The 19,615-nt window shown below is 52.7% G+C and carries 20 protein-coding genes; 11 read left to right on the top strand and 9 right to left on the bottom strand.

The genetic code is table 11. The features are described 5' to 3' along the window. Nucleotide 1: 1 nt before the first annotated feature. A complete protein-coding gene (locus HJG54_RS03550; RefSeq protein WP_316433409.1) occupies nucleotides 2-496 on the top strand; it encodes a DUF2127 domain-containing protein in 495 nt (164 codons plus the stop codon). Between the two features lie 23 nt (nucleotides 497-519). Beyond that, complete coding sequence (locus tag HJG54_RS03545; RefSeq protein WP_316433408.1) at nucleotides 520-906, top strand: YidH family protein; 387 nt, start codon at nucleotides 520-522, stop codon at nucleotides 904-906. A gap of 51 nt (nucleotides 907-957) precedes the next feature. On the opposite strand, the gene HJG54_RS03540 is transcribed toward HJG54_RS03545, so the two are convergent. The 3 genes from HJG54_RS03540 to HJG54_RS03530 are packed head-to-tail and all read right to left on the bottom strand — an operon-like array spanning nucleotide 958 to nucleotide 3,762. After that, a complete protein-coding gene (locus HJG54_RS03540) occupies nucleotides 958-1,302 on the bottom strand; it encodes a hypothetical protein (protein ID WP_316433406.1) in 345 nt (114 codons plus the stop codon). Further along, complete coding sequence (locus tag HJG54_RS03535; RefSeq protein ID WP_316433405.1) at nucleotides 1,302-2,354, bottom strand: S-layer homology domain-containing protein; 1,053 nt, start codon at nucleotides 2,352-2,354, stop codon at nucleotides 1,302-1,304. The genes HJG54_RS03540 and HJG54_RS03535 overlap by 1 nt, the downstream gene beginning before the upstream one ends. Before the next feature lie 31 nt (nucleotides 2,355-2,385). Further along, entirely contained in the window at nucleotides 2,386-3,762 is a 1,377-nt protein-coding gene (locus tag HJG54_RS03530; RefSeq protein ID WP_316433404.1) for a DUF3747 domain-containing protein, read from the bottom strand. 481 nt (nucleotides 3,763-4,243) lie between these two features. On the opposite strand from HJG54_RS03530, the gene HJG54_RS03525 reads away from it, so the two are divergent. The 8 genes from HJG54_RS03525 (at nucleotide 4,244) to HJG54_RS03490 (ending at nucleotide 12,549) form a co-directional block, all read left to right on the top strand. Beyond that, entirely contained in the window at nucleotides 4,244-5,545 is a 1,302-nt protein-coding gene (locus HJG54_RS03525; RefSeq protein ID WP_316433403.1) for a TAXI family TRAP transporter solute-binding subunit, read from the top strand. A gap of 546 nt (nucleotides 5,546-6,091) precedes the next feature. Further along, the gene (locus HJG54_RS03520) at nucleotides 6,092-7,219 is read left to right on the top strand and encodes a glycosyltransferase family 4 protein (RefSeq protein ID WP_316433401.1); all 1,128 of its coding nucleotides are present in this window, start codon (nucleotides 6,092-6,094) and stop codon (nucleotides 7,217-7,219) included. 21 nt (nucleotides 7,220-7,240) lie between these two features. Further along, the gene (gene wbaP / locus HJG54_RS03515) at nucleotides 7,241-8,683 is read left to right on the top strand and encodes an undecaprenyl-phosphate galactose phosphotransferase WbaP (RefSeq protein ID WP_036001866.1); all 1,443 of its coding nucleotides are present in this window, start codon (nucleotides 7,241-7,243) and stop codon (nucleotides 8,681-8,683) included. An 87-nt stretch (nucleotides 8,684-8,770) separates the two neighbouring features. Beyond that, entirely contained in the window at nucleotides 8,771-9,025 is a 255-nt protein-coding gene (locus HJG54_RS03510; RefSeq protein ID WP_316433398.1) for a DUF2281 domain-containing protein, read from the top strand. After that, nucleotides 9,022-9,441: a type II toxin-antitoxin system VapC family toxin gene (locus HJG54_RS03505; RefSeq protein ID WP_316433396.1), complete on the top strand. Its 420-nt coding sequence runs from the start codon at nucleotides 9,022-9,024 to the stop codon at nucleotides 9,439-9,441. Before HJG54_RS03510 ends, HJG54_RS03505 begins: the two co-directional genes overlap by 4 nt. A 93-nt stretch (nucleotides 9,442-9,534) precedes the next feature. After that, nucleotides 9,535-10,038, top strand: a complete 504-nt coding sequence (locus HJG54_RS03500; RefSeq protein WP_316433395.1) for a hypothetical protein — start codon at nucleotides 9,535-9,537, stop codon at nucleotides 10,036-10,038. Between the two features lie 539 nt (nucleotides 10,039-10,577). Beyond that, nucleotides 10,578-11,261, top strand: a complete 684-nt coding sequence (locus tag HJG54_RS03495) for a Uma2 family endonuclease (protein ID WP_316433394.1) — start codon at nucleotides 10,578-10,580, stop codon at nucleotides 11,259-11,261. Nucleotides 11,262-11,268: 7 nt separating this feature from the next. Then, complete coding sequence (locus HJG54_RS03490; RefSeq protein ID WP_316433392.1) at nucleotides 11,269-12,549, top strand: O-antigen ligase family protein; 1,281 nt, start codon at nucleotides 11,269-11,271, stop codon at nucleotides 12,547-12,549. Nucleotides 12,550-12,898: 349 nt separating this feature from the next. Here the strand turns inward: HJG54_RS03490 and moeB are convergent, their stop codons facing one another. From moeB to folP, 6 genes are all read right to left on the bottom strand, one after another. After that, nucleotides 12,899-14,074, bottom strand: a complete 1,176-nt coding sequence (gene moeB / locus HJG54_RS03485; protein WP_316433390.1) for a molybdopterin-synthase adenylyltransferase MoeB — start codon at nucleotides 14,072-14,074, stop codon at nucleotides 12,899-12,901. A 196-nt stretch (nucleotides 14,075-14,270) separates the two neighbouring features. Then, complete coding sequence (locus tag HJG54_RS03480) at nucleotides 14,271-14,726, bottom strand: retroviral-like aspartic protease family protein (protein ID WP_316433388.1); 456 nt, start codon at nucleotides 14,724-14,726, stop codon at nucleotides 14,271-14,273. Nucleotides 14,727-14,818: 92 nt separating this feature from the next. After that, the gene (locus HJG54_RS03475; protein ID WP_316433387.1) at nucleotides 14,819-15,307 is read right to left on the bottom strand and encodes a M67 family metallopeptidase; all 489 of its coding nucleotides are present in this window, start codon (nucleotides 15,305-15,307) and stop codon (nucleotides 14,819-14,821) included. A 30-nt stretch (nucleotides 15,308-15,337) separates the two neighbouring features. After that, nucleotides 15,338-16,018 carry a Uma2 family endonuclease gene (locus tag HJG54_RS03470; protein WP_316433386.1) on the bottom strand — a complete coding sequence of 227 codons (681 nt, stop codon included), beginning with the start codon at nucleotides 16,016-16,018 and terminating at the stop codon, nucleotides 15,338-15,340. A 35-nt stretch (nucleotides 16,019-16,053) separates the two neighbouring features. Beyond that, nucleotides 16,054-16,719 (bottom strand): dienelactone hydrolase family protein, encoded by a 666-nt coding sequence (locus tag HJG54_RS03465; RefSeq protein WP_316433385.1) that lies wholly within the window; start codon nucleotides 16,717-16,719, stop codon nucleotides 16,054-16,056. A gap of 555 nt (nucleotides 16,720-17,274) precedes the next feature. Then, entirely contained in the window at nucleotides 17,275-18,252 is a 978-nt protein-coding gene (gene folP, locus HJG54_RS03460) for a dihydropteroate synthase (protein WP_316433384.1), read from the bottom strand. Between the two features lie 59 nt (nucleotides 18,253-18,311). Here folP and HJG54_RS03455 point away from each other — a divergent pair, with 59 nt between their 5' ends. Next, complete coding sequence (locus HJG54_RS03455) at nucleotides 18,312-19,193, top strand: ABC transporter permease (RefSeq protein ID WP_036001828.1); 882 nt, start codon at nucleotides 18,312-18,314, stop codon at nucleotides 19,191-19,193. Nucleotides 19,194-19,615: the final 422 nt, after the last annotated feature.

The raw sequence follows: 19,615 nt of genomic DNA, 5'->3' as shown, positions 1-19,615 counted from the left end.
TATGACCAGTCAGATTCAACGCTCAATCAGCTTAAAGGCTATCGTTGCCTACAAAGGGTTCGTTGTTTTTAGCCTGATCGCCATTAGCTTGATTTGTGCCTTTAGCTGGAGAAATTACGATGCGTTGATTGTCTTTGTCCAATCCTTTATTCAAGACCGACTGGATCAGGAATCGGCCCTCAGTCAGTGGCTGCTGAACACGGTTTTGCACATCCAGCCCCAGCATCTGCAACTAGTGGCTCAGTTGACTAGCGTTTATGCAATTGTGCTGGGCATTGTCACCGTTGGGCTGTGGTACCACAAGCAATGGGCACACCTGTTGATGCTGCTGTTTGTGGGGCTGCCGCTGCTGGTCGAGGCCTACGAGTTACTGACCCATCCTGCCTGGAGCCGAGGTGGGATTCTGGTGCTTAACCTGCTAGTGTTCGGCTATCTACTGCGGCACCAGTGGACTCGCCTCCAGAAACTAGCTACCTCTGTCCAAAAGCAGCCATAGGTTGGTCTCGGTAAGCCCGATCTATGAACCAACCGCCTCCCAGAAATCTGACCAACGAGCTAGCCAAGGAGCGCAACCGCGCCGCCGCAGAACGCACCCTCATGGCCTGGATTCGCACCTCGCTCTCACTGATTAGCTTTGGGTTTGGGATTGATCAGATTGTGGCGGCAATTAACCGAGCCACAACGGATCCAGACGTAATTCGGCTGTCGCGGTTGGTGGGGTTAATGTTTATTGCCGTTGGCGTCTATGCCATTACTATTGCCATCCTGGAGCACCGACAGGAACTGAAGCGCATTCAGCGCGATGACTATCTCTACATCTCACGGCGTTCCCACGGGGTTGTGGTGGCTACTTCTCTGCTGCTGATTGGCATCTTTGCCTTCGTCGCCATTCTGATCAAGACTTAAGTTAAGCCTGAAGGTCATTCAGTGCCTAAGCTTGGTCCTAGTTCTAAGCGCTTACTCTAGCAGCGCCTCGATCTTTTGGCGATACACGACAATCGCAAACTCCCGCTGCTGTTCCTTCAGGGCATAGAGAATTACATTCGATAGCTCGGCTGAGACCACTGCCCGAATCTCGATGCTGACAGTAGTATAGTTTTCAATTTCGGTCGGAGCTGCTTCGGAGGGAGCTGTACCAAACCGCTGTACTCGCTTCGCTACTCCGTCTACCTCGCTGACAGAATAGCCGTAGACCTTCAGGTTCTTCAACAGTTTTTCGATGCTGCTGCGCAAAATCGCCTCCGCCAAGATCGTCACCAGGACGGCGGGCTGGGTTAGGGAATAATCCTCAAAATCAAGCATCAGGGTCGAACAATGTAGTTAGACTGGATCGGCGGCAGTTGCCCGGTGGTGGTCAACGCCTGATACAGCATAGCAGCTACCTCGGCCCGTGTTGCAGGTTGGTTGGGGTTAAACTGATTGACGTTGGGATGGCTGACAACTACATTGGCCTGAGTGGCGGCGGCTACAGCGGGTCTGGCCCATTCCGGAATCTGATCGCGGTCTTGAAAAACTTGCAGCGGTGCAGCTGGATCAGCAGGTTTGGGCAACTGAAAGCCGTTCACGAGCGACAGCAACACTTCCATCCGAGAAATGGGCTGATTTGGCTGAAAGCTGGTGTCAGGATAGCCCCTCAGAAACCCAGACTTCACAGCTTCGTCAATCGCTGGCTTGCCCCAAAAGTTAACCGGCACATCGGGAAAAGCCTGGGACTCCTGCCGGACATCAGGCAACACCTCGCCAACCAGAGTGGCGTACTGAGTGCGAGTGACCGGCTGGTCCGGACGAAAACTACCGTCTTCAAATCCAGAGATCATGCCGCGTCTGGCTAGCTCTGCAATGAAAGGATAGGCCCAGTAATTAGGTGAAAGGTCAGGGAAGTTGACCGCCGCTTCAGGCGACGGACTGGGAACAACCACTTGAGGAGCAACCTGGGGCGATGGAGATGGAACAGCAGGCGAGGCTTCAGGCTCAGCCGCCCTGGGCAAACCAGGAACTGCAGGAATAATTACTGTGCGCGGACCACGAGGTGCAGGCGACACTCCAACCGTAGTCCGATCCACCGTTCCCCCTACTGTGCCGGGAGGCAGGGGTGAAGGAGTTGTGGGGCCAGCGGTGGGGCCAACCGGTGCAACTTCGACGGTGTCACGCTGAGCCGGATCTAGGGGCGATGGCTCTGCTTCACTGCGAGTTAGACCAGGAGAGAGCTGCCCCAACCAGGTTTCGGCTCGACGCCCCAAACTCCACCACAGTACAGCTCCAATCACGAGAAAAGCTACAATCAGGGCAACTAGCTCATCGAAGCTGAGCGGATCTCTGCGATCGGAGCCAGGAGAAGGGGGCTGACCAGCCATGGCAATGCACCTCAAGAATTTTCTCTACTGGCTATCTTACGGGAATTACAGCGGTTGGCAACCCCTCTAAACTTAATCTTTGTTGCAGCCGGTCGGCGTCTTCCCGGTTCCGAAATAGTCCTACCTGCATCACTACCTGGCCGTTGATCGTCGTCAGAATGGCGCTGGGAGAAATAGCCCGCACCTTGTCTTGCAGTTCGGCATCGTCGGCTACGACAATTACCTGATAGGTTTCGGCTAGCGTCTGATCATGCGATGAATCTGCTTCAGGCGCTGAACGGTTGGCCGCTTGGGTGGTATTTCGGTTAGCGTTACGAGCAGTTGTGGTCCGTTCGGTCGTTGATTCAGAAGAACCTGTGACTCGCCGCTGGGACCGGGGCCGCAGTGCCGCTCCTCCCGAATTGGACGTGGCCGGAACTCCCACTGCAGGGGGACTGACCCGACTAGGGGCCGAACTGGTGCGTTGGGGGACTGGGCGATTGGGTTGGGTTGCTTCAGCAGATGGTGTTTCCCTATCTGCAGGTGGATTGGCAATTGTGGGAGGAGATTCCGGAGCCGCATCGGTTGGGGTATCCGTTGGGGTATCCGTTGGGTTAGCGGGCGGCGGCGGTGGCAGAATACTGCTGAGGCTGGGCGCTGGGTTACTCGGAGCTGTGCTATTGGGTGACCCGGTTGGAGGCGTGGGTACAGGTCTGGGATTCAGAGGCGGGGGTGGGGGAACAGGCGCATCTCCAGGCGGCAGAGAAGGCACAGGAATGATACTTTCCGCTTCAGCAGGGAACTGCTCTGGCGCAGGATTCGGCAGAGTTGGAGCGGGGGCTGGGCCACCCATACCCAGATTGCGACGCGAGCTAGCAATCAGCGTTTCGATCGGCTGGTCGTAGGTGAGGTAAATATGGCCCACAGGCCGACCGTTAAAGGCGCGACGGGTCAACCGCCAGCCGGGATTCAAAACAATTCGGCTAAAGCCATTTGGCATCCCGTAGGTGCGGCCAATCTCAATCAATGTATCCCGATCGGCATTGGCATCGGCCACCAGCACCAGGTCGTTACCGTCTCGAACGATGCGCAGGCTATAGTGCAACGCCTGATCCTGCCCAGCAGTGCGGACCGAGAAGCCATTGCTGTCCACAATCCGGTTGCAAATCCCGGTAAAGTCAAAGCTGAGCAGCAGCGGTTCGACCTGAGACGGGTTACTGCCTGTTTCGCTCCAGCAGGGACGTTTATCGTTCAGTTGCTCCAAAATCAGCAGCTTGTAGCCAATTTCTCCGCCCGGCGCAGCCACCACGATGAAGCGATCTTGATCCACTTCTTGCTGCTCAAATTGGGCTGCCATTGCCGCCGGACTGACGCTGCCAAGCCCCAAAATTGCCAGAACTGCCAAACGCTGCCAAAACGCCATGCTCATGGTTGTACCTAATGGAAAGTGTGAGTCAACAAGCAAAGAACATCAAACCGGAAACCTAGCCAAGGTTTTTTACAGAAACTCTTGCCCAAAACTGAAGTCATTGCAACGGTGAAGGACTAGGCTAGGATACCCTGAAAAGTCCGTATTACCTTAACCGTTACGCCCCTACTCGCTAGTCAGCTTTTCTCTAGAGACGGCTGAGTCGAACTGAAGAGTTCCAATTGTCTGTGGGTTTTCTTCAGCTATGTAGTTAAGCACAGGCGTTTCCATCGGACAAGGCTCCTGAGGAGGATTCCCCTCTGGAAATTAACCTATTTCAGCGAAAAACTCCTTGTTTTGTATCCATTGCTGCCTTGGTGATTTTTGCCAAACCTTTACTTTTCTAAAATCAGAACTGTAGTCCCAAACTGTAGCCCAATCCAGCCTAGTGTCTGCTGGAAAGCCATCTAAAATAAATCAAATTCCCCAAAACAGAGGCGAAATGCAACCTAAATTTACGCTGCCCTTCGTGTTGTTGAGCGTACTGGCCGCAATTGGATTCACCGTGCAGTGGGTGCACAGCCAAAATCGAGTCCATCAGCTCGTGATTGCCACGGGCAGCAAGGAGGGAGAGTACTATGCGTTTGCCGAAGCCTTGGCCACGGTAGTCAGCCGCCACCATCCCAAAATCAAGATTACGGTCAAGGAAACCGCCGGAGCACAGGAAAATCTGGAGCTATTGGACCAAAAAGCAGCCCAGTTAGCAATTGTGCAAAGCGACACCCCCAGTCGGCCTACGGCTAGAGCGGTTGCCTATTTGTTTCCAGAAGTGTTTCATCTTGTGGCACGCGCCAATTCGCAAATTCAGTCTGTCCAGGATTTGCGGGGCAAACGAGTTGCTTTGATGCCAAAAGGCAGCGGCTCCTACAATTTGTTTTGGCTACTGAGTCAGCACTATGGGTTAGGCTCACAGGCCCAGCCTGGTTTTACCCCCCTGCCCCTGCCACCCCAACAAGCCTATGCTGCCCTGCAACAGGGAGACGTAGATGCCCTGTTTCGAGTCATGGCCCTGGGGAACCCAGCTATGAGTGAGCTGCTGAAAACCAGTCGTTCCCAGCTTGTTGCCATCGATCAAGTCGATTCACTGCGGTTGTCATTGCCCTATCTGGAAGCCTCGACCATTCCCAAAGGTACCTACGATGGTGCAGGTCCGATTCCGCCCGAAACGCTTCCAGTGGTGGGCGTGCGAGCTGTGCTGATTACTGGCGAAGATGCCAACACCGAGGTAATTCAGGAGATTACCCGCACCCTGTTTGATTTTCGCAACGAAATTGTGGCCATTTATCCACGGGCGGCCACTATGCGGTTGCCAGAATCGGGCGAGAATTTGGGACTGCCGCTACATCCAGGAGCACAGGCGTTTTACGACAAGGATCGGCCCATCTTTTTGGTAGAGTATGCTGAACCGATTGGCCTGATGTTCTCGGTGGGCGTTTTGGCTGTATCTGGTCTGTGGCAGTTGCGCCTCTGGCTCCAAGGCCGACAAAAAAATCGGGCTGACCTGTACAACCAAAAAATTCTGGCCCTGATTGAGCAGATGCAGCAAACAGAAGATCTAGACGAGTTAGAAGCTATCCGCACTCAGCTCTTCGAGATTCTGCGGCGCGTTGTCATCGATCTCGACATCGACAAAATTTCGCCCGAATCCTTCCAATCGTTCGTGTTTCCCTGGGAGGTGGCCATGACTACCCTGCGGCATCGGGAAATGATCGTGATGAATCAGCGTACTTATCAGAACAATTAAGGGTAGGGGGTAGGGTAGGGGGTAGGGGGTAGGAGTCATAAAATACCGATTGCTCTGAGTGTTGGGAGATTGCACAGGGTATGTTGTCTCAAATTACTTCATTAATATCATCAGCATTAATTAGGTCAACCAAATTAAGTTGACCTAATTAATTAATACAGTAGATGCAGTGCGGGCATCTTGCCCGTGCCAGCGAGACGCTGGCACTACGGATCTGCAAATTGATGATGTTGATCTGTTTAGAAGATTGTTTGCTCCTTGAATGACTAATCGACAGAGAGAAGCTGGAATTGTCGTTAGTGGGTCTCATGGGCGTTTTGATTGGCTGAGGTGAGGCGTTCAGACATTGACAAGTTCCTTTAGCTTTATCAACTACAGCCATCCTTTGCAGGATATGAAGGGGTGCAGGGGTGAAACCCCTGCGTGGGGGCACTGCCCCCACACCCCCTGTTCACAACCTGTTTATGAAAGCTGTAGCTTTATCAGACAGATGAATCGAGTCCCCTTCTCTGGGACAATCACGAGAAGTGTGAGAGTGAAACGCCCATGAAAACTGCCATTGTGCACGAATGGCTCGTCACCTATGCCGGGTCAGAGCGGGTCGTGGAGCAAATGCTGCGGCTTTATCCAGAGGCTGATCTGTTTAGTTTGGTGGAGTTTTTGCCTGAGGAGCTAAAGTTTTTTATTCAGCACAAGCCAGTTACAACTTCGTTTCTGCAAAAGCTGCCCTTTGCTAATCCGCGCTTTCGCAACTATCTGCCGCTGATGCCGCTGGCAATCGAGCAGTTTGACCTGTCGGACTACGATCTGATTTTGTCGAGCAACCATGCCGTTGCCAAGGGCGTCACGACCCGCGCCGATCAGCTCCATATTTGCTACATGCACACCCCCATCCGCTATGCCTGGGACTTGCAGCAGCAGTACTTACAGGGAGCCAAGCTGACGCGCGGCTTCAAGGCAGGGTTGACCCAGTTGGTGTTGCACTATCTGCGGCTGTGGGATGTGGCCAGCGCCAATCGGGTGGATCACTTTATTGCCAACTCGCGGTTTGTGGCGCAGCGGATTCGTAAAACCTATCGGCGTCCGGCTCGCGTCATCTATCCGCCGGTGGCGGTCGAGCAGTTTGTGCCCAAGCAGCAGCGCGAGGAGTTTTACTTTGTGTTGTCCCGGTTTGTGCCCTATAAGCGGGTTGGTCTAATTGTAGAAGCCTTTAACCAGCTCCAACTGCCCCTAATCGTGGTTGGGAATGGAGCCGAGCGCAAGTTTCTCCAGTCGCTGGCTCGCCCCAACGTGACGATTTTGGGACACCAATCCGAGGCTGTAATCGTCGATTTGATGCAGCGCTGTAAGGCATTTGTCTATGCCGCCGCTGAAGATTTCGGCATTACGCTGGTCGAGGCGCAGGCTGCCGGAGCACCGGTGATTGCCTACGGCAAGGGCGGAGCCGCCGAGACGGTGATTCCAGGCAAAACCGGCCTGTTATTTCCCGAACAAACGGTGGTCAGCTTAGTCGATGCGGTCAAAGCCTTTGAAACTGGGCAAATCGCATTTGATCCCGACCAATTGCGCCAAAATGCCGAAAAATTTAGGCCAGAGCGGTTCCGCCAAGAACTTTCTGCCTATATCGATCAAAAATGGACAGAATTTCAGCGGAAGGATGCCCTACAGTATTAGCGTGAGGAGTAATAAATTGCAATGCAACTTAACCGCACGTTACCCCCTGCGCTCGTGGCGTTGACTATCTCGACGCGATCCTGGCCGACCTACGCCGTGATGATCGGGGCCGACCTGTTGGCGATCGTGTTGGCGAGCATCATCAGCGTCTATACCAGGCTGGCGTTAGAAGGACAGTTTGCTCCCTCGCTGTACTGGCAGCTTTGGCCTGTCCTGGGTCTGTTTATTGCCGCCTATGCGATTGTGGGACTCTATCCCGGCGTTGCCATTAGCCCGGTGGATGAGATGCGCTGGCTTTGTCTGGCCACAACTCTGATGTACCTGGCCCTGGCGGCGATGGTATTTATGCAGCGAGAAGGTGAGATCTACTCGCGGGGTGTGTTTGTGATGGCCTGGGCGCTGTCGCTGCTGCTGGTGATTGTCTGTCGGGCGGTGGCACGATTGCTGTTTGCCCGCAAGCGCTGGTGGGGCTACCCGACGATGGTGTTGGGTGCGGGCAAAACCGGCAGTATGGTGATTCGCACGCTCAAGCGTCGTCCCGGAATTGGCCTCAAGCCGGTGCTGGTGCTGGATGACGATCCCAAAAAGCATGGTTCGCTGCATGGCGTGCCGGTGGTGGGTGGTGTGGAGCTAGCACCTGCCCTGGCCCGGACGCGCAAAATTCCCTACGCGATTGTGGCAATGCCAGGAGTGCCGCGCGATCGGTTGCTGAGTCTGCTGGAGCGCTATGGCAGCAGTTTTGCCCACTTGCTGGTGATCCCCGATCTGTTTGAGTTTTCGAGCCTCTGGGTGGAAGCCAAGGATATGGGCGGTGTCCTGGGTCTAGAAGTGCGGCAGCGGCTGTTGCTACCCGGTCCGCGTTTGACCAAGTTTTTGATCGATCTGGCTGCTACATTGATTGGCGGTCTGTTGGTGCTGCCGTTGTTTCTGCTGATTGCGCTGTTGATTAAACTCGACTCGCCTGGACCCATTTTCTACAGCCAGATCCGCATCGGGCAAGGCGGGCAGCCCTTTAAAGCCTGGAAGTTTCGCACCATGGTCCAAAACGCGGACTATGCGCTGAAAACCTATTTTGAACAGCATCCTGAACTGCGGGAAGCCTGGGAACGCGACCAGAAGCTGCGCTATGACCCGCGTGTGACTCGCATCGGTCGGTTTCTGCGCCGCACTAGCCTGGATGAACTGCCCCAACTCTGGAATATTCTGCGAGGCGAAATGAGCCTGGTGGGGCCGCGCCCAATCATTGATGAGGAGATTCCCCGCTATGGCGACAAGTTTCCGCTCTATACCAAGGTGATTCCGGGTCTCACCGGCCTCTGGCAGGTTTCTGGCCGCAACAACATCACCTACGAGGAGCGGGTCAGCCTCGATGCCTACTATGTCCGCAACTGGTCGGTTTGGCTGGATGTCTATATTCTGCTACGCACGGTTTGGGTGGTGCTGTCGGGTGAGGGCGCGTATTGAGCGCTTGGTATTAAGTCGGTAAGGGCAGCAAGCCTCGCTGAAGACTTAGAGTAGTTAAAGCAATGAAGAAAATGAGGCAGGACCCTTATGCAACCAATTCAACAGCAGATCCTGGAAACTTTACAGACGCTCTCTTCAACCGAACAACAAGAGGTTTTGGACTTCGCAAAATTCCTCAGAAGTAAGCAGGAGAGAGCCATAAATCAGCAGCCTTCCGAGCAGGCAGAGCAGCCCAGCATATCCTTTCTAGAAGCTGCCAGAGACTATATTGGCTGTTTGGAAGGAGGACCTTCAGATTTATCGACGAACAAAGCTTACATGGAAGGCTTTGGCGAGGAATGAGACAGCAAGTTTTGTTAGATACAGGTCCACTGGTTGCCTTCCTGAAACCTCAAGATCAGTGGCACGCTTGGGTGACAGCAGAATTAACCACAATTGCACAGCCTTTGTTAACTTGTGAAGCAGTCATTTCTGAAGCGTGCTTCTTGCTCCGCCGTACTTATGCAGGGGAAGAGACGGTTCTATCCCTAATTGCAGATGGCTATCTCCAGATTCCTTTTGATCTGGGTCAAGAAGCGGTGGCTGTCAGGAGATTGATGAGCCGCTACCATTCCGTTCCGATGTCGCTAGCAGATGCCTGTTTAGTGCGAATGGCGGAGCAGTACAGAGGCAGTGCCATTCTTACACTTGATAGCGACTTTCAAATTTACCGTAAGGACACTAATCAGGTGATTCCTGTGATCATGCCGCCCGTTTAGAGAAAGGCAGACGAAGGTAAGACATAGAAAAATGGCGTTGCGAATCGCTGTCGTGAGGGAACTCTACAGACAAACGATTCGGGAACCTGACCTATGCCTTACTCAGACATCAACACGACCCTCACCGACGCCGAGCTGCAAGAGATCAAACAGGCAATCGCCACAATTCAGCAAAAACTGCCCTTCCTGATTACCCTCAGCGCCGAGGAACGCAAGCGGCTCTACAAAATGGGAGACAAACGCCTCGCCTTTGTGCAAAACAGCCTCAGTGTCGCCCAAAGCAATCGCAACATTCTGCCCGCTAGTTTTGATCTAGAAGGTTTTGCCAACGACTACCGGCTTGCTAGCAATCTGAGTGAATTGCTGATGCTGTTGCGCCAACTCACCGAACAGGTGGATGATACGCTGATGGCCGTTAGCAGTGAAGCGATGAGCAGCAGCCTCACGGTCTATGACTATGTGAAAACCGCCGCCAAAAAGACTCCGGGCCTAAAAGCAATTGCCGAACAGCTCGGTAGTTTATTCAAAGCGATCAAAACCAAACCTGCGAAGTCTGTTGCTGAACCTGCTAATACGCCGCTTAAACAGGCAAGTTAGGCCGTTGATGGGCTGAGGATGCTGCACGTATCTTGGAGAATCACGCTTGAACTTTGGCAGTTCGGAGTTGTAGCTGGAACAATCGCCTTCCAATCTTGAAGATTCACCGTTGTACTTCAGCCCATCGCGGTTGAATGGTGGAGATGCGATGGCGAACTTCAACCCATCGCGCTTGATGGTCAAAAATTCGGGCTTGAACCTTTGCTAATGCCGCTGGATAGAAACAGAATAGGGGACGATTGTGCTCCTGTAGACTAAAACCTCGTCTAGTCTGCGACTCTGCGAGAAGACTGCTCCTAGAGCAGACTTCCCTGATTAACCCGCAATGGATTCGCGGGTAGGAGAAGGGCGAAGTCAAAAGCTAGGTTGACACGATTGCCGGAGCTACTGCCCTATTTGGAATGCTCGATGAAGAAGACGAACCAAACAATGACTAATCCTTTAAGCCCATCAGCTAATCGAGCGCTTGCGTTTGGGTAATGGTGAAGCGAAAGCCAAGCGATTCAATAGAATGAGCATAGGTCTATTCTCCACCACTTATGGTTAAACCTCCGACCCAACGCCTGACCATTCCTCCGCTCGAAAATGGCGATCGGTTGAACCGCTATGAATTTGAGCGACGCTATGCCGCAATGCCCAACCTCAAAAAAGCCGAATTGATTGAAGGAATTGTCTACATGCCTGCTGCGCTGCGGTTTAGAAGCCGTGGTCAACCGCATGGTTGGATGATTGGCTGGTTATTTACCTATGCAACGGCAACTCCTGGCGTATTACTGGGCAACAATCCAACGGTACGGCTTGACCTAGACAACGAACCACAGCCTGATGCTGTTTTGCTGATTGACCCAGCAGTCGGAGGTCAAGCCCGATTGAGCGATGATGACTACATTGAAGGGGCACCTGAGCTAATTGTGGAAATTGCCGCTAGCAGTGCAGCGATTGACCTACATGCTAAAAAACAGGTGTACCGTCGCAATGGTGTGCAGGAGTATATCGTCTGGCAAGTGCTCGACCAAACACTAAGTTGGTTTGTGCTGGAGCAAGGAGAATATGTACAATTACCGATAGATGCAACAGGAATCTTATGCAGCCGGGTATTTCCAGGGCTACGGTTGGCGAGTACAGAGTTATTAACTGGAAACATGCAACAGGTACTGGCAGTTTTGCAAGCAGGATTGCAATCATCTGAACATACTGCATTCATACAGCGGTTGAATCAATAATCATTTCATGCAAACGCTTCGCTCCCTCTCTTTTATCTGGAAGCTGTTTCGGTTCAGTTTTGTCAGCTTGCCCTACTTCTACTTTGCCGTCTTTCCCGGATTGATTGCGGTAATCGGGTTGCTCTATGCCAAGTTTCGCCAGTCGGCATTGGACCGCGCGACTCGAAATTTGCTGCTCGTAATCACGGGATTGCTGCTGCTGAGCTGTTTGTTTGCCGCGAATCGGGCCGAAGCGTTTTTGCAATTAGCTAACTTTCTGCCCTATTTGCTGCTGTTTTCGGTGCTGCCCTACCTGCTGAAGGGAGTTGAGCCACTGGCCCGACTCGCCACCGATATGGTGATTGCCACGATTCCGATCAACCTGCTGGCAATGCTGGAATATGTGCTGCGGGCAGAAGGAATTCCGCGTTGGTTGAGGCGGACTGCCTTATCGCGGTGGTATCGGGCGCGTCCCCATGCCGGTCGAGCCATGGTGATGTTTGGGCATCCAAATGCGCTGGCCAGCTATCTGGTGCTGGTGCTGGGCTTGGGGCTGGGGCTGATTCTCTATTACTCCTGGCAGCGCCGCCAAAGTTCGATGTTAGAAGATTCGCTGGCAAAACAGCCGCTTTTACTGCCGAAATGGCAAATGCTTTTGCTCTACATTGGCACTTTCTCGTGTTTGCTGGGGATTTTTGCCTCTGGCTCGCGCAATGGGTTACTGGTGGCAGTCGGTCAGTTGCTGGTGTTTAGCTTGTTTACCCAAGCGAGTCGTGTGATTTTGATTACCGGATTGGTAGGAGTCGCAGCTCTGGTAGCGGGCGCAGCCTGGTTTGGGATTGGCGGACGGTCGCTGGCTGTGGCCGATTGGGCTGACGATCCGCGGGTTGGGGTTTGGCGGTTTGCTCTGGGCTTGCTGAGACAGCGCCCGCTGCTCGGCTGGGGTTTGGGTAACTATAAGCTGGAATACCCGCCCGGTTTGATTCCAGACTATGACTTTGTCGCCCATCCCCACAATTTTTGGCTGCTGCTGGCGGTTGAGGCCGGCATTCCGGTAATGCTGTTAGTCACGCTGTTCGTCGGCAGAATTTGCTATCGAGCCGTGCGGCAGCTTGGAGCTTGGTCAGACGACCCCACGAACCGAGCAATTCTCCTCGCCTATCTGCTCTCATTTGCGGGCTGTGTCGCCTTTGCCTTATTTGATGTCACTTTCTACGATGCCCGGATTAACGGCACCAACTGGGTTGTATTAGCTGGGCTATACTCGCTGACGCAAAAGCAGGTGCGTTCAGAGACTACACCTGCTTGACTATTGAATCGAGGCAGATCGAACTGATCCTAGGCGTTGCTGAATCGGCGGATAATTGCTCCCTCCAATTCCTACCGTGTACACAGATCTCGATTGCGACTCAATGTAAGGGTTGGATCCCCCCAAATCCCCCTTATCAAGGGGGACTTCAATTCTTGGTTGGTATGGACTGCGCCCAGGCTTCGCCTCCGGTTCCCCCCTTTGGGTAAGGGAGATGGGGGGATCTTCGACTTGTGTGTATACCGTAGCCAATTCTGGGTGGAACCGGACTTTCAAAGTCCTCCACGATATGGCCCTAACGGGCATCCCAGAGAGGGGAATTTAGGGGGCTACCACCTAGTTGCCGTGCCTAGTACTGCGGTACCGACGGATCGACTTCCTGACTCCAGGCGTTGATGCCACCTTTGACATTGATGCCATCGATACCCGCTTTTTCCTTCAGGATGCCGATCGCCTTGGCCGAGCGTCCGCCCATTTTGCAGTGAACAATCAGCTTGTGGCCGTTGAGCATCTCTTGCACTTTGGCAACTCCGTCGCCGTTTTCGATATCGGGCAGGGGCACCAGCACCGAGCCAGGAATTTTGGCGATCTCGTATTCGTTTGGATTGCGGACATCGAGCAGTACGTAGTCGTCTGCGCCGTTGTCGAGGATTTGTTTGAGCTGTTGAACTGTGATTTCTTCCATATTGAACTGCTGTTGGGCTTCGGCTGCTTTGGCTTGCGGGATCCCGCAGAATTCTTCGTAGTCAATCAGCTTGTCGATCACCGGGCGGTCTGGGTTCGGGCGCAGTTTCAGCTCCCGGAAGCTCATGTTAAGCGCATTGTAGAGCAGTAAGCGACCGCTCAAAGTTTGCCCAGTGCCCAGAATAATCTTTACGGTTTCGGTGGCCTGAATCACGCCGATGATTCCAGGCAGAATCCCCAGCACGCCGCCTTCAGCACAGGAAGGCACCAGTCCCGGCGGGGGTGGTTCCGGATACAAGTCGCGGTAGTTGGGGCCGCCTTCGTAGTTAAAGACCGTGGCCTGTCCTTCAAACCGGAAAATCGAGCCGTAGACGTTGGGCTTGTTCAGCAGCACGCAGGCATCGTTGACCAGATAGCGAGTGGGGAAATTGTCGGTGCCGTCCACCACAATGTCGTAGGGTTCGACGATACCCAGCGCGTTTTCGGAACTGAGGCGCGTCTCGTAGAGGTCTACCTGACAGTAGGGGTTAATTTCCAAGATGCGATCTTTGGCAGACTGAATCTTGGGTTTTCCGACCCAGGAGGTGCCGTGAATCACCTGCCGTTGCAGGTTAGACGTATCCACCACATCAAAATCAACGATGCCGATCCGTCCGATTCCAGCTGCCGCTAGATAGAGCAACAAGGGCGAACCTAATCCCCCGGTGCCGATACAGAGCACGCTAGCTGCTTTCAAGCGTTTTTGTCCATCTACCCCAACCTCTGGCAGGATCAGGTGACGGGAATAGCGTTCGTAGTCGTCTTTACTTAACTGGACTTCATCCAGATTGGGATTGAGCATGGCAAATTTGCAAGATCATGAAAGGGTTGAACTGTTTGAGGGGTGTTTGAGGGGTATTTGAAAATGTGGCTGTCTTTCTATTGAAGCAGTAGAGATGCGCGATTTTGGATTTTGCTGGTTAGATTTTAGATTTGCTGTGGCGGCGAAAGATGCTGGAAATGACGCAACAGCAGGTGTTCAATGTTATTTCCAGTCTCTAAGCGACTGAGAGGATGGTTAAGTAGGTTTGCGTTGGGCTGATTGGCAACAGAACGAGCTGCTGGTTTTGTAGATCTAGCTCAATCCCAAGCGCTTCCAGGGGGATCACACCCAGCAGTGGGTTTTGACCGCCGGAGAGTTCGAGACATTCAAACGTGCCTTCGCGTCCGAGCAGGGAAATTTTGGCATCCTGGAAAATTCTGGCTTTGCCAATTCCGGTAGCGGTAGCAACATCAACCTCCCTCAGCAGCTCCAGTCCAAGTTGGGCAATCGTTTCGGCAGGTAGGCAGAGGGTCGTGGCTCCGGTATCGACTAAAACGTTTTTGAGCGTCACAGAGCGAATTTGCTCAGGTGAAATAACGCCACGGGATGCAAGTCCCTCATCAAGTCGGTTCGTGATAGTCAAAGTGGTCAAGATTCTTCCCATCTCGTTGTCTGGTGTTCTGCGTCGCATCTTTCTACTCCAACTTGCCCGAATTTCTTGCTAACTTAACTATGCCAGGTTTTTCACAACATGCAGACCACAGGAAAGCCGCAGGAAAACCACTAGCGCACCACCAACTTTTCTTCCCGAAACTGATGATGTTCATCCAGTGACCAACTGCGAGTCTCGGCTACCTTGCCTTGCTGCACTGAAAGAATGATGTAAGAGTACTCTGCCCAGGCCAGCAGGCGGTCGGTTTCGGACGGCATCGCTGGATGATCCGGATGAGAATGGTAGATGCCGATAATCTGTAAGCCGCGATCACGAGCTTGTTTTTGGGCTTGAAGCAGCATTTGCGGATCAATCCAGTAGCGGTCCCGACGCGCTGCTGTTGACGCATGACGAGATGATGCAATGCCCACTGACTCAAGCTCAGCCGCGACTGCTTCACTCCAGGCGTTTTCGGTTTCGATTAGGTCTACCAGCGTTTTGTGAGGTTGGTCTGCCTGCTGCTGAATCGCACCCAAGAGAATCCCGCAGCACTCTTCTGGATAGGTGCGTTCGGCGTGGTGGTGCAGCGTTTGCAGGTGGTCTGGAGTCAGGCGTAGCATTTCATACTTCTATCTTCTGCGAAGAGGACATTATATCTGCTGGAGCCGCTTTACAAAGTCGGTATGCTCTGGTGAATGAAGACCCTGCTGTAGAACAGCCAGCACATGCGCCATATCACCGCTCAGTAAGGCTGCACTGGCTAACCACAGACCTGGAAAGGTAGCGCTCTTTAGAATTTCATCAGCATCTGGCTCTAACGATGCATAGTCATCTCCGTGCAGTAGAAACCAGTCAAATTTTTGATCCAACACCTGCCAAACCAAATATTCCTGCACATGATTCCGGCAATAAGCTCGTTTCTTTTCATACAAGTCAATCGCACTGCTGCTAGCTGCAACCTCTATCACGAGTTCGGGTGCGCCCTCAATATAGTCATCTGCGCTGATTCGGGCCTGTCCACCCGCATTTTCGCTAATTAACAGTACTGCATCAGGTTGAGGTGTATTGAATGGATCTAGCCGAACTGTGGGATTATCGCCTATCTCTACACCGGGTGTCACGGCTTCATAGGTACCGAGCCAGGTCATGATGTGGCCATGCGGTTTGCCATGACTTCTAAAGCGGAGGGCGGCTGGCACGTAGACAACTCCTTCGATCAGTTCGGCTTTTTTGAGATCAGGCATAGCTTGATAGCGCCGCTCAAACTCCTCACTCGTGAGGTGATCACCGCTTTCCAGTGGAGGAATATCTGCAATTGAAATTGGGTTCATGAGGACCTCGCGACCGATGAGTCAAGACTGATGAGTCAAGATTGAGCGGTTAGCTGCTGCTGTAAGAAAGCTAGCGTGCGCTGCCAAGCATCGGCGGCGGCTTCTGGGTTATAGGCTTCTGGACGCGAGTCGTTGAAAAAAGCGTGGCCTGCGTTGCCGTACATGCGCACTTCGATGGTGCCTCCGGCTTGCTGAATGTCAGCCTCCAACTGATAGACCGCTGCGGGTGGTACGGACGGATCCTGCTCGCCAAAAAATCCCAGGACGGGAGCCGAGAGTTTCGAGAAATCGGGCCTCACCTTGGGATGAATGCCGTAGAAGTCTACGATTGCTCCCACATGGTCACTCACAGTACCCGCCAGCAGCGCCAACTGTCCGCCCATGCAGAAGCCAACCACGCCCAGCTTTTTCTGCTTCACATCCGGGTGCTTCAACACGCAATCGATGGCTGACTCCAGATCCTTGGCAGCCTGCTCAATGTTCAATGCCATCAACATCCGGCCTGCTTCGTCTGGGGAGGTGGTTATTTTGCCTTTGTAGAGGTCAGGCGCTAGGGTGACAAATCCGGCAGCCGCAAACCGATCCGCCACCGACTTGATGTGTGGCACCAACCCCCACCATTCTTGAATCACAATTACTCCCAGACCGTTGGGGTTCTCTGGCAGTGCTAGATAGCCAATATCGAGAATTTCTTGTCCCATGATTTTGTTTCCCCTGTGCGTTATTTTTATCGTACCTGAGGGGGTGGAGGGGGGAGGATGGGAACGATGGCAGAGTTTTAAAATTTTGCGCTGACAAGAATTAATTCTCGATATGACTCGATATGACTCGATATGAAGAGACCACTGCCCTGATCGAAGATGTTTTGTTGACAGCGAGTTAAATGCCCCAACCCGCTCGAATGTCTTGCTGGTGATATGAGAAACTGATTGTGTTCTACATAGGTGGCTGAAAGCACTCAAGCTATTGTTTGATGCGTCGAATGATTTGAAACGTGTAAAGTTGTTAATGCAGAGATTCAATTTCTACGAATATGTTAAATCTATATTGAAGCAAACAGAATGGATAAGTTTGAGTTTACTTAGCACCGTTATCAACCCCTAACAGGTGAAAAGTTAGTTATGGTTACACCCCAGCTTCTCCAAACATCCATTCAGCTTAGCAACCAGGTGTTTACGCCACGGATTCTAGAAATTATTAATCAGTATCCATCCCAGAGTGAACCACTCAACCAATAGAGATGCAACATTAAGGGATTAAGGAGCAATGCTAGGGCCATGCGATCGCCAGATGGCATCTGTAACTCGACACACATCTCGCATTTCTGGCACATCATGTACTCGCAGTACATCCGCACCGCCGGCAATCGCGGCACAGCAGGTGGCTGCTGTTCCCCAAACGCGCTGTTTTGGATCGGGCTGGTTGAGAATGTGGCCGATAAAGCTTTTACGAGAGGTGCCAACTAGCAATGGAAAGCCGAGACTCCGCAGTTGAGGAAGCTGTTGGAGAATCTCTAGATTTTGGGTGAAGGTTTTAGCAAAGCCGATGCCGGGATCGAGCAGAATCTGGTTAGGAGCAATGCCAGCAGCGATGGCGGCTTCAACTCGTTGGGCCAGAAAATGGACGAGTTCACCGATCAGGTCTTGGTAATTAGTGTGTTGCTGCATGGTTTTGGGCGTACCGCGAATATGCATCAGGACGATAGGCACGCCCAATTCCGCCACTGTTGGCAGCATAGCTGGATCAAACGTAGCCCCCGAGATGTCATTGACCAAATCGGCTCCGGCCAGCACGGCGGCTTTGGCAACTTCGGCCTTAGTCGTATCAACGGAAATGGGAATTGCCTGGAGGACAGGGTCGGAGCTGGAGCGTATGGCTTCAATCACCGGCACAACCCGCTGTAGCTCGGTCTCTAGCGATATATCTTCTGCCTGAGGCCGAGTAGACTGGCCACCAACATCGAGGATATGCGCTCCGCTAGTCGCCATGTGCTGAGCCTGCTTTAGGGCTGATTCTAGGGTATTGAACTGGCCGCCATCGCTAAAGCTGTCGGGAGTCACATTCAAAATGCCCATCAGATAGGTTTGGCTGCCCCACTCAAAGGTTTGGTTTCTGAGAGTGAGTGAGGTGTTGAGCGTAACTGAAGGTTGAGAATTCGTCATTCTGGCTTCAATCAACTTTGGACGGTAGAGTTGGACGGTAGAGTTGGACGGTAGAGGAAGTTTATATAGCATGTTTTAACTGCACTACACGTAAACGGTAAGATGAAACAGATTCTTTTCCAATTGCACGCATGGCTGTCAGTCAATTTCGTCTTCCCGGTTTGCGTCGCCTTTCCCAGTACCCGCGCCTTTCGATCCAAATGATGGTGGCTGGAATTGTGATCACGCTGCTATTTGTGCTAATCGCTGTGTTCGCACCCTTGCTTCAGTCTTGGGGTTGGATTCAGGATCCGATGGAAGCCTTAGCAAACCCAATTCACGAACCGCCCTCGCTGGCCCACTGGTTTGGCACCTCTCGGCAAGGGTACGACGTGTTTTCGCGCACATTGTTTGGCACGCAGGCAGCATTGCAGGTAGTGGTGGCAGCAACGGTGTTGAGTTTGGTGGTTGGAGTGCCCTTGGGCATGGTCAGCGGCTACTTGGGCGGCAGGTTGGATCGGGCACTGCTGTTCTTAATGGACACCATCTACACGCTGCCGGGGCTGCTGCTGTCGGTGACGCTGGCGTTTGTGGTAGGTAGAGGCATCTGGAATGCGGCGATTGCCCTCAGCATTGCCTATATTCCACAGTATTATCGGGTTGTGCGCAACCATACGGTCAGCGTTAAGACAGAACTATTCATCGAAGCTGCTCGCTCAATGGGTGCTTCAACCTGGCATGTGTTGTTTCGCTATCTATTTTTTAATGTCATTCAGAGTGTTCCAGTTCTCTTTACTCTGAATGCTGCTGATGCCGTACTCGTGTTGGGGGGACTGGGCTTTCTCGGCTTGGGATTACCAGAAGAAACACCGGAATGGGGCCGTGATTTGCAGCAGGCATTGGATGCCCTACCGACAGGGATTTGGTGGACGGCCCTGTTTCCTGGGCTGGCGCTGACATTGCTTGTGGTGGGGCTGTCGTTGATTGGAGAAGGGTTAAACGAGTTGATTAATCCCCTGTCGAGACAGGAGTAGGAAAATATCTGACAATTAGCTCCTAAAGATCGGATGGAAGCCTCTCTTTTCCTCTTGCGCTTAATAAAGATTTTGACATCACGGTCACAATTAGCTTGGTCGAATTGTTAAGTAAAATAAAGAATTATTGCCCAAAGCCTTTGATTTGGGGTCGAGGTCAGAGCGCCTGCCTAAGCTCTCTCAAACGGCTACAATGCTGTTCTGGCAAAGAATTGTAGCGCCAGCCTAGAGATTTAGCTTGCCTGAATCTGGGTGCTTTTCAATTGACCAGCCATTTATCCAGTTACTAACATCGTTAACATGGCGTGAGCGATCTGCAAAAGAGCGAGTATTCTATATGCCTGATAGATGCCCGGCAAGTACCCGACCAGGGCATAGCCTGTGTCTACCCACTCGTCTAGCCAGCCAAGCGTTTAGAGTTG

The sequence above is a fragment of the Leptolyngbya sp. NK1-12 genome (genome assembly GCF_032598965.1).
GTDB lineage: Bacteria > Cyanobacteriota > Cyanobacteriia > Elainellales > Elainellaceae > Elainella.
The sequence above is the reverse complement of the archived record's forward strand: the minus strand, read 5'-3'. Positions and strand labels throughout refer to the sequence as shown.

What these genes read in the sequence shown, in the direction of transcription:
- wbaP (WP_036001866.1), top strand. Translation starts at nt 7,241, where the DNA reads ATGCAACTTAACCGCACGTTACCCCCTGCGCTCGTGGCGTTGACTATC.
- HJG54_RS03470 (WP_316433386.1), bottom strand. Translation starts at nt 16,018, where the DNA reads ATGAACCCAATTTCAATTGCAGATATTCCTCCACTGGAAAGCGGTGAT.
- HJG54_RS03455 (WP_036001828.1), top strand. Translation starts at nt 18,312, where the DNA reads ATGGCTGTCAGTCAATTTCGTCTTCCCGGTTTGCGTCGCCTTTCCCAG.
- HJG54_RS03540 (WP_316433406.1), bottom strand. Translation starts at nt 1,302, where the DNA reads ATGCTTGATTTTGAGGATTATTCCCTAACCCAGCCCGCCGTCCTGGTG.
- HJG54_RS03465 (WP_316433385.1), bottom strand. Translation starts at nt 16,719, where the DNA reads ATGGGACAAGAAATTCTCGATATTGGCTATCTAGCACTGCCAGAGAAC.
- folP (WP_316433384.1), bottom strand. Translation starts at nt 18,252, where the DNA reads ATGCTATATAAACTTCCTCTACCGTCCAACTCTACCGTCCAACTCTAC.
- HJG54_RS03490 (WP_316433392.1), top strand. Translation starts at nt 11,269, where the DNA reads ATGCAAACGCTTCGCTCCCTCTCTTTTATCTGGAAGCTGTTTCGGTTC.
- HJG54_RS03520 (WP_316433401.1), top strand. Translation starts at nt 6,092, where the DNA reads ATGAAAACTGCCATTGTGCACGAATGGCTCGTCACCTATGCCGGGTCA.
- HJG54_RS03500 (WP_316433395.1), top strand. Translation starts at nt 9,535, where the DNA reads ATGCCTTACTCAGACATCAACACGACCCTCACCGACGCCGAGCTGCAA.
- moeB (WP_316433390.1), bottom strand. Translation starts at nt 14,074, where the DNA reads ATGCTCAATCCCAATCTGGATGAAGTCCAGTTAAGTAAAGACGACTAC.
- HJG54_RS03510 (WP_316433398.1), top strand. Translation starts at nt 8,771, where the DNA reads ATGCAACCAATTCAACAGCAGATCCTGGAAACTTTACAGACGCTCTCT.
- HJG54_RS03475 (WP_316433387.1), bottom strand. Translation starts at nt 15,307, where the DNA reads ATGCTACGCCTGACTCCAGACCACCTGCAAACGCTGCACCACCACGCC.
- HJG54_RS03530 (WP_316433404.1), bottom strand. Translation starts at nt 3,762, where the DNA reads ATGAGCATGGCGTTTTGGCAGCGTTTGGCAGTTCTGGCAATTTTGGGG.
- HJG54_RS03550 (WP_316433409.1), top strand. Translation starts at nt 2, where the DNA reads ATGACCAGTCAGATTCAACGCTCAATCAGCTTAAAGGCTATCGTTGCC.
- HJG54_RS03525 (WP_316433403.1), top strand. Translation starts at nt 4,244, where the DNA reads ATGCAACCTAAATTTACGCTGCCCTTCGTGTTGTTGAGCGTACTGGCC.
- HJG54_RS03505 (WP_316433396.1), top strand. Translation starts at nt 9,022, where the DNA reads ATGAGACAGCAAGTTTTGTTAGATACAGGTCCACTGGTTGCCTTCCTG.
- HJG54_RS03495 (WP_316433394.1), top strand. Translation starts at nt 10,578, where the DNA reads ATGGTTAAACCTCCGACCCAACGCCTGACCATTCCTCCGCTCGAAAAT.
- HJG54_RS03545 (WP_316433408.1), top strand. Translation starts at nt 520, where the DNA reads ATGAACCAACCGCCTCCCAGAAATCTGACCAACGAGCTAGCCAAGGAG.
- HJG54_RS03480 (WP_316433388.1), bottom strand. Translation starts at nt 14,726, where the DNA reads ATGCGACGCAGAACACCAGACAACGAGATGGGAAGAATCTTGACCACT.
- HJG54_RS03535 (WP_316433405.1), bottom strand. Translation starts at nt 2,354, where the DNA reads ATGGCTGGTCAGCCCCCTTCTCCTGGCTCCGATCGCAGAGATCCGCTC.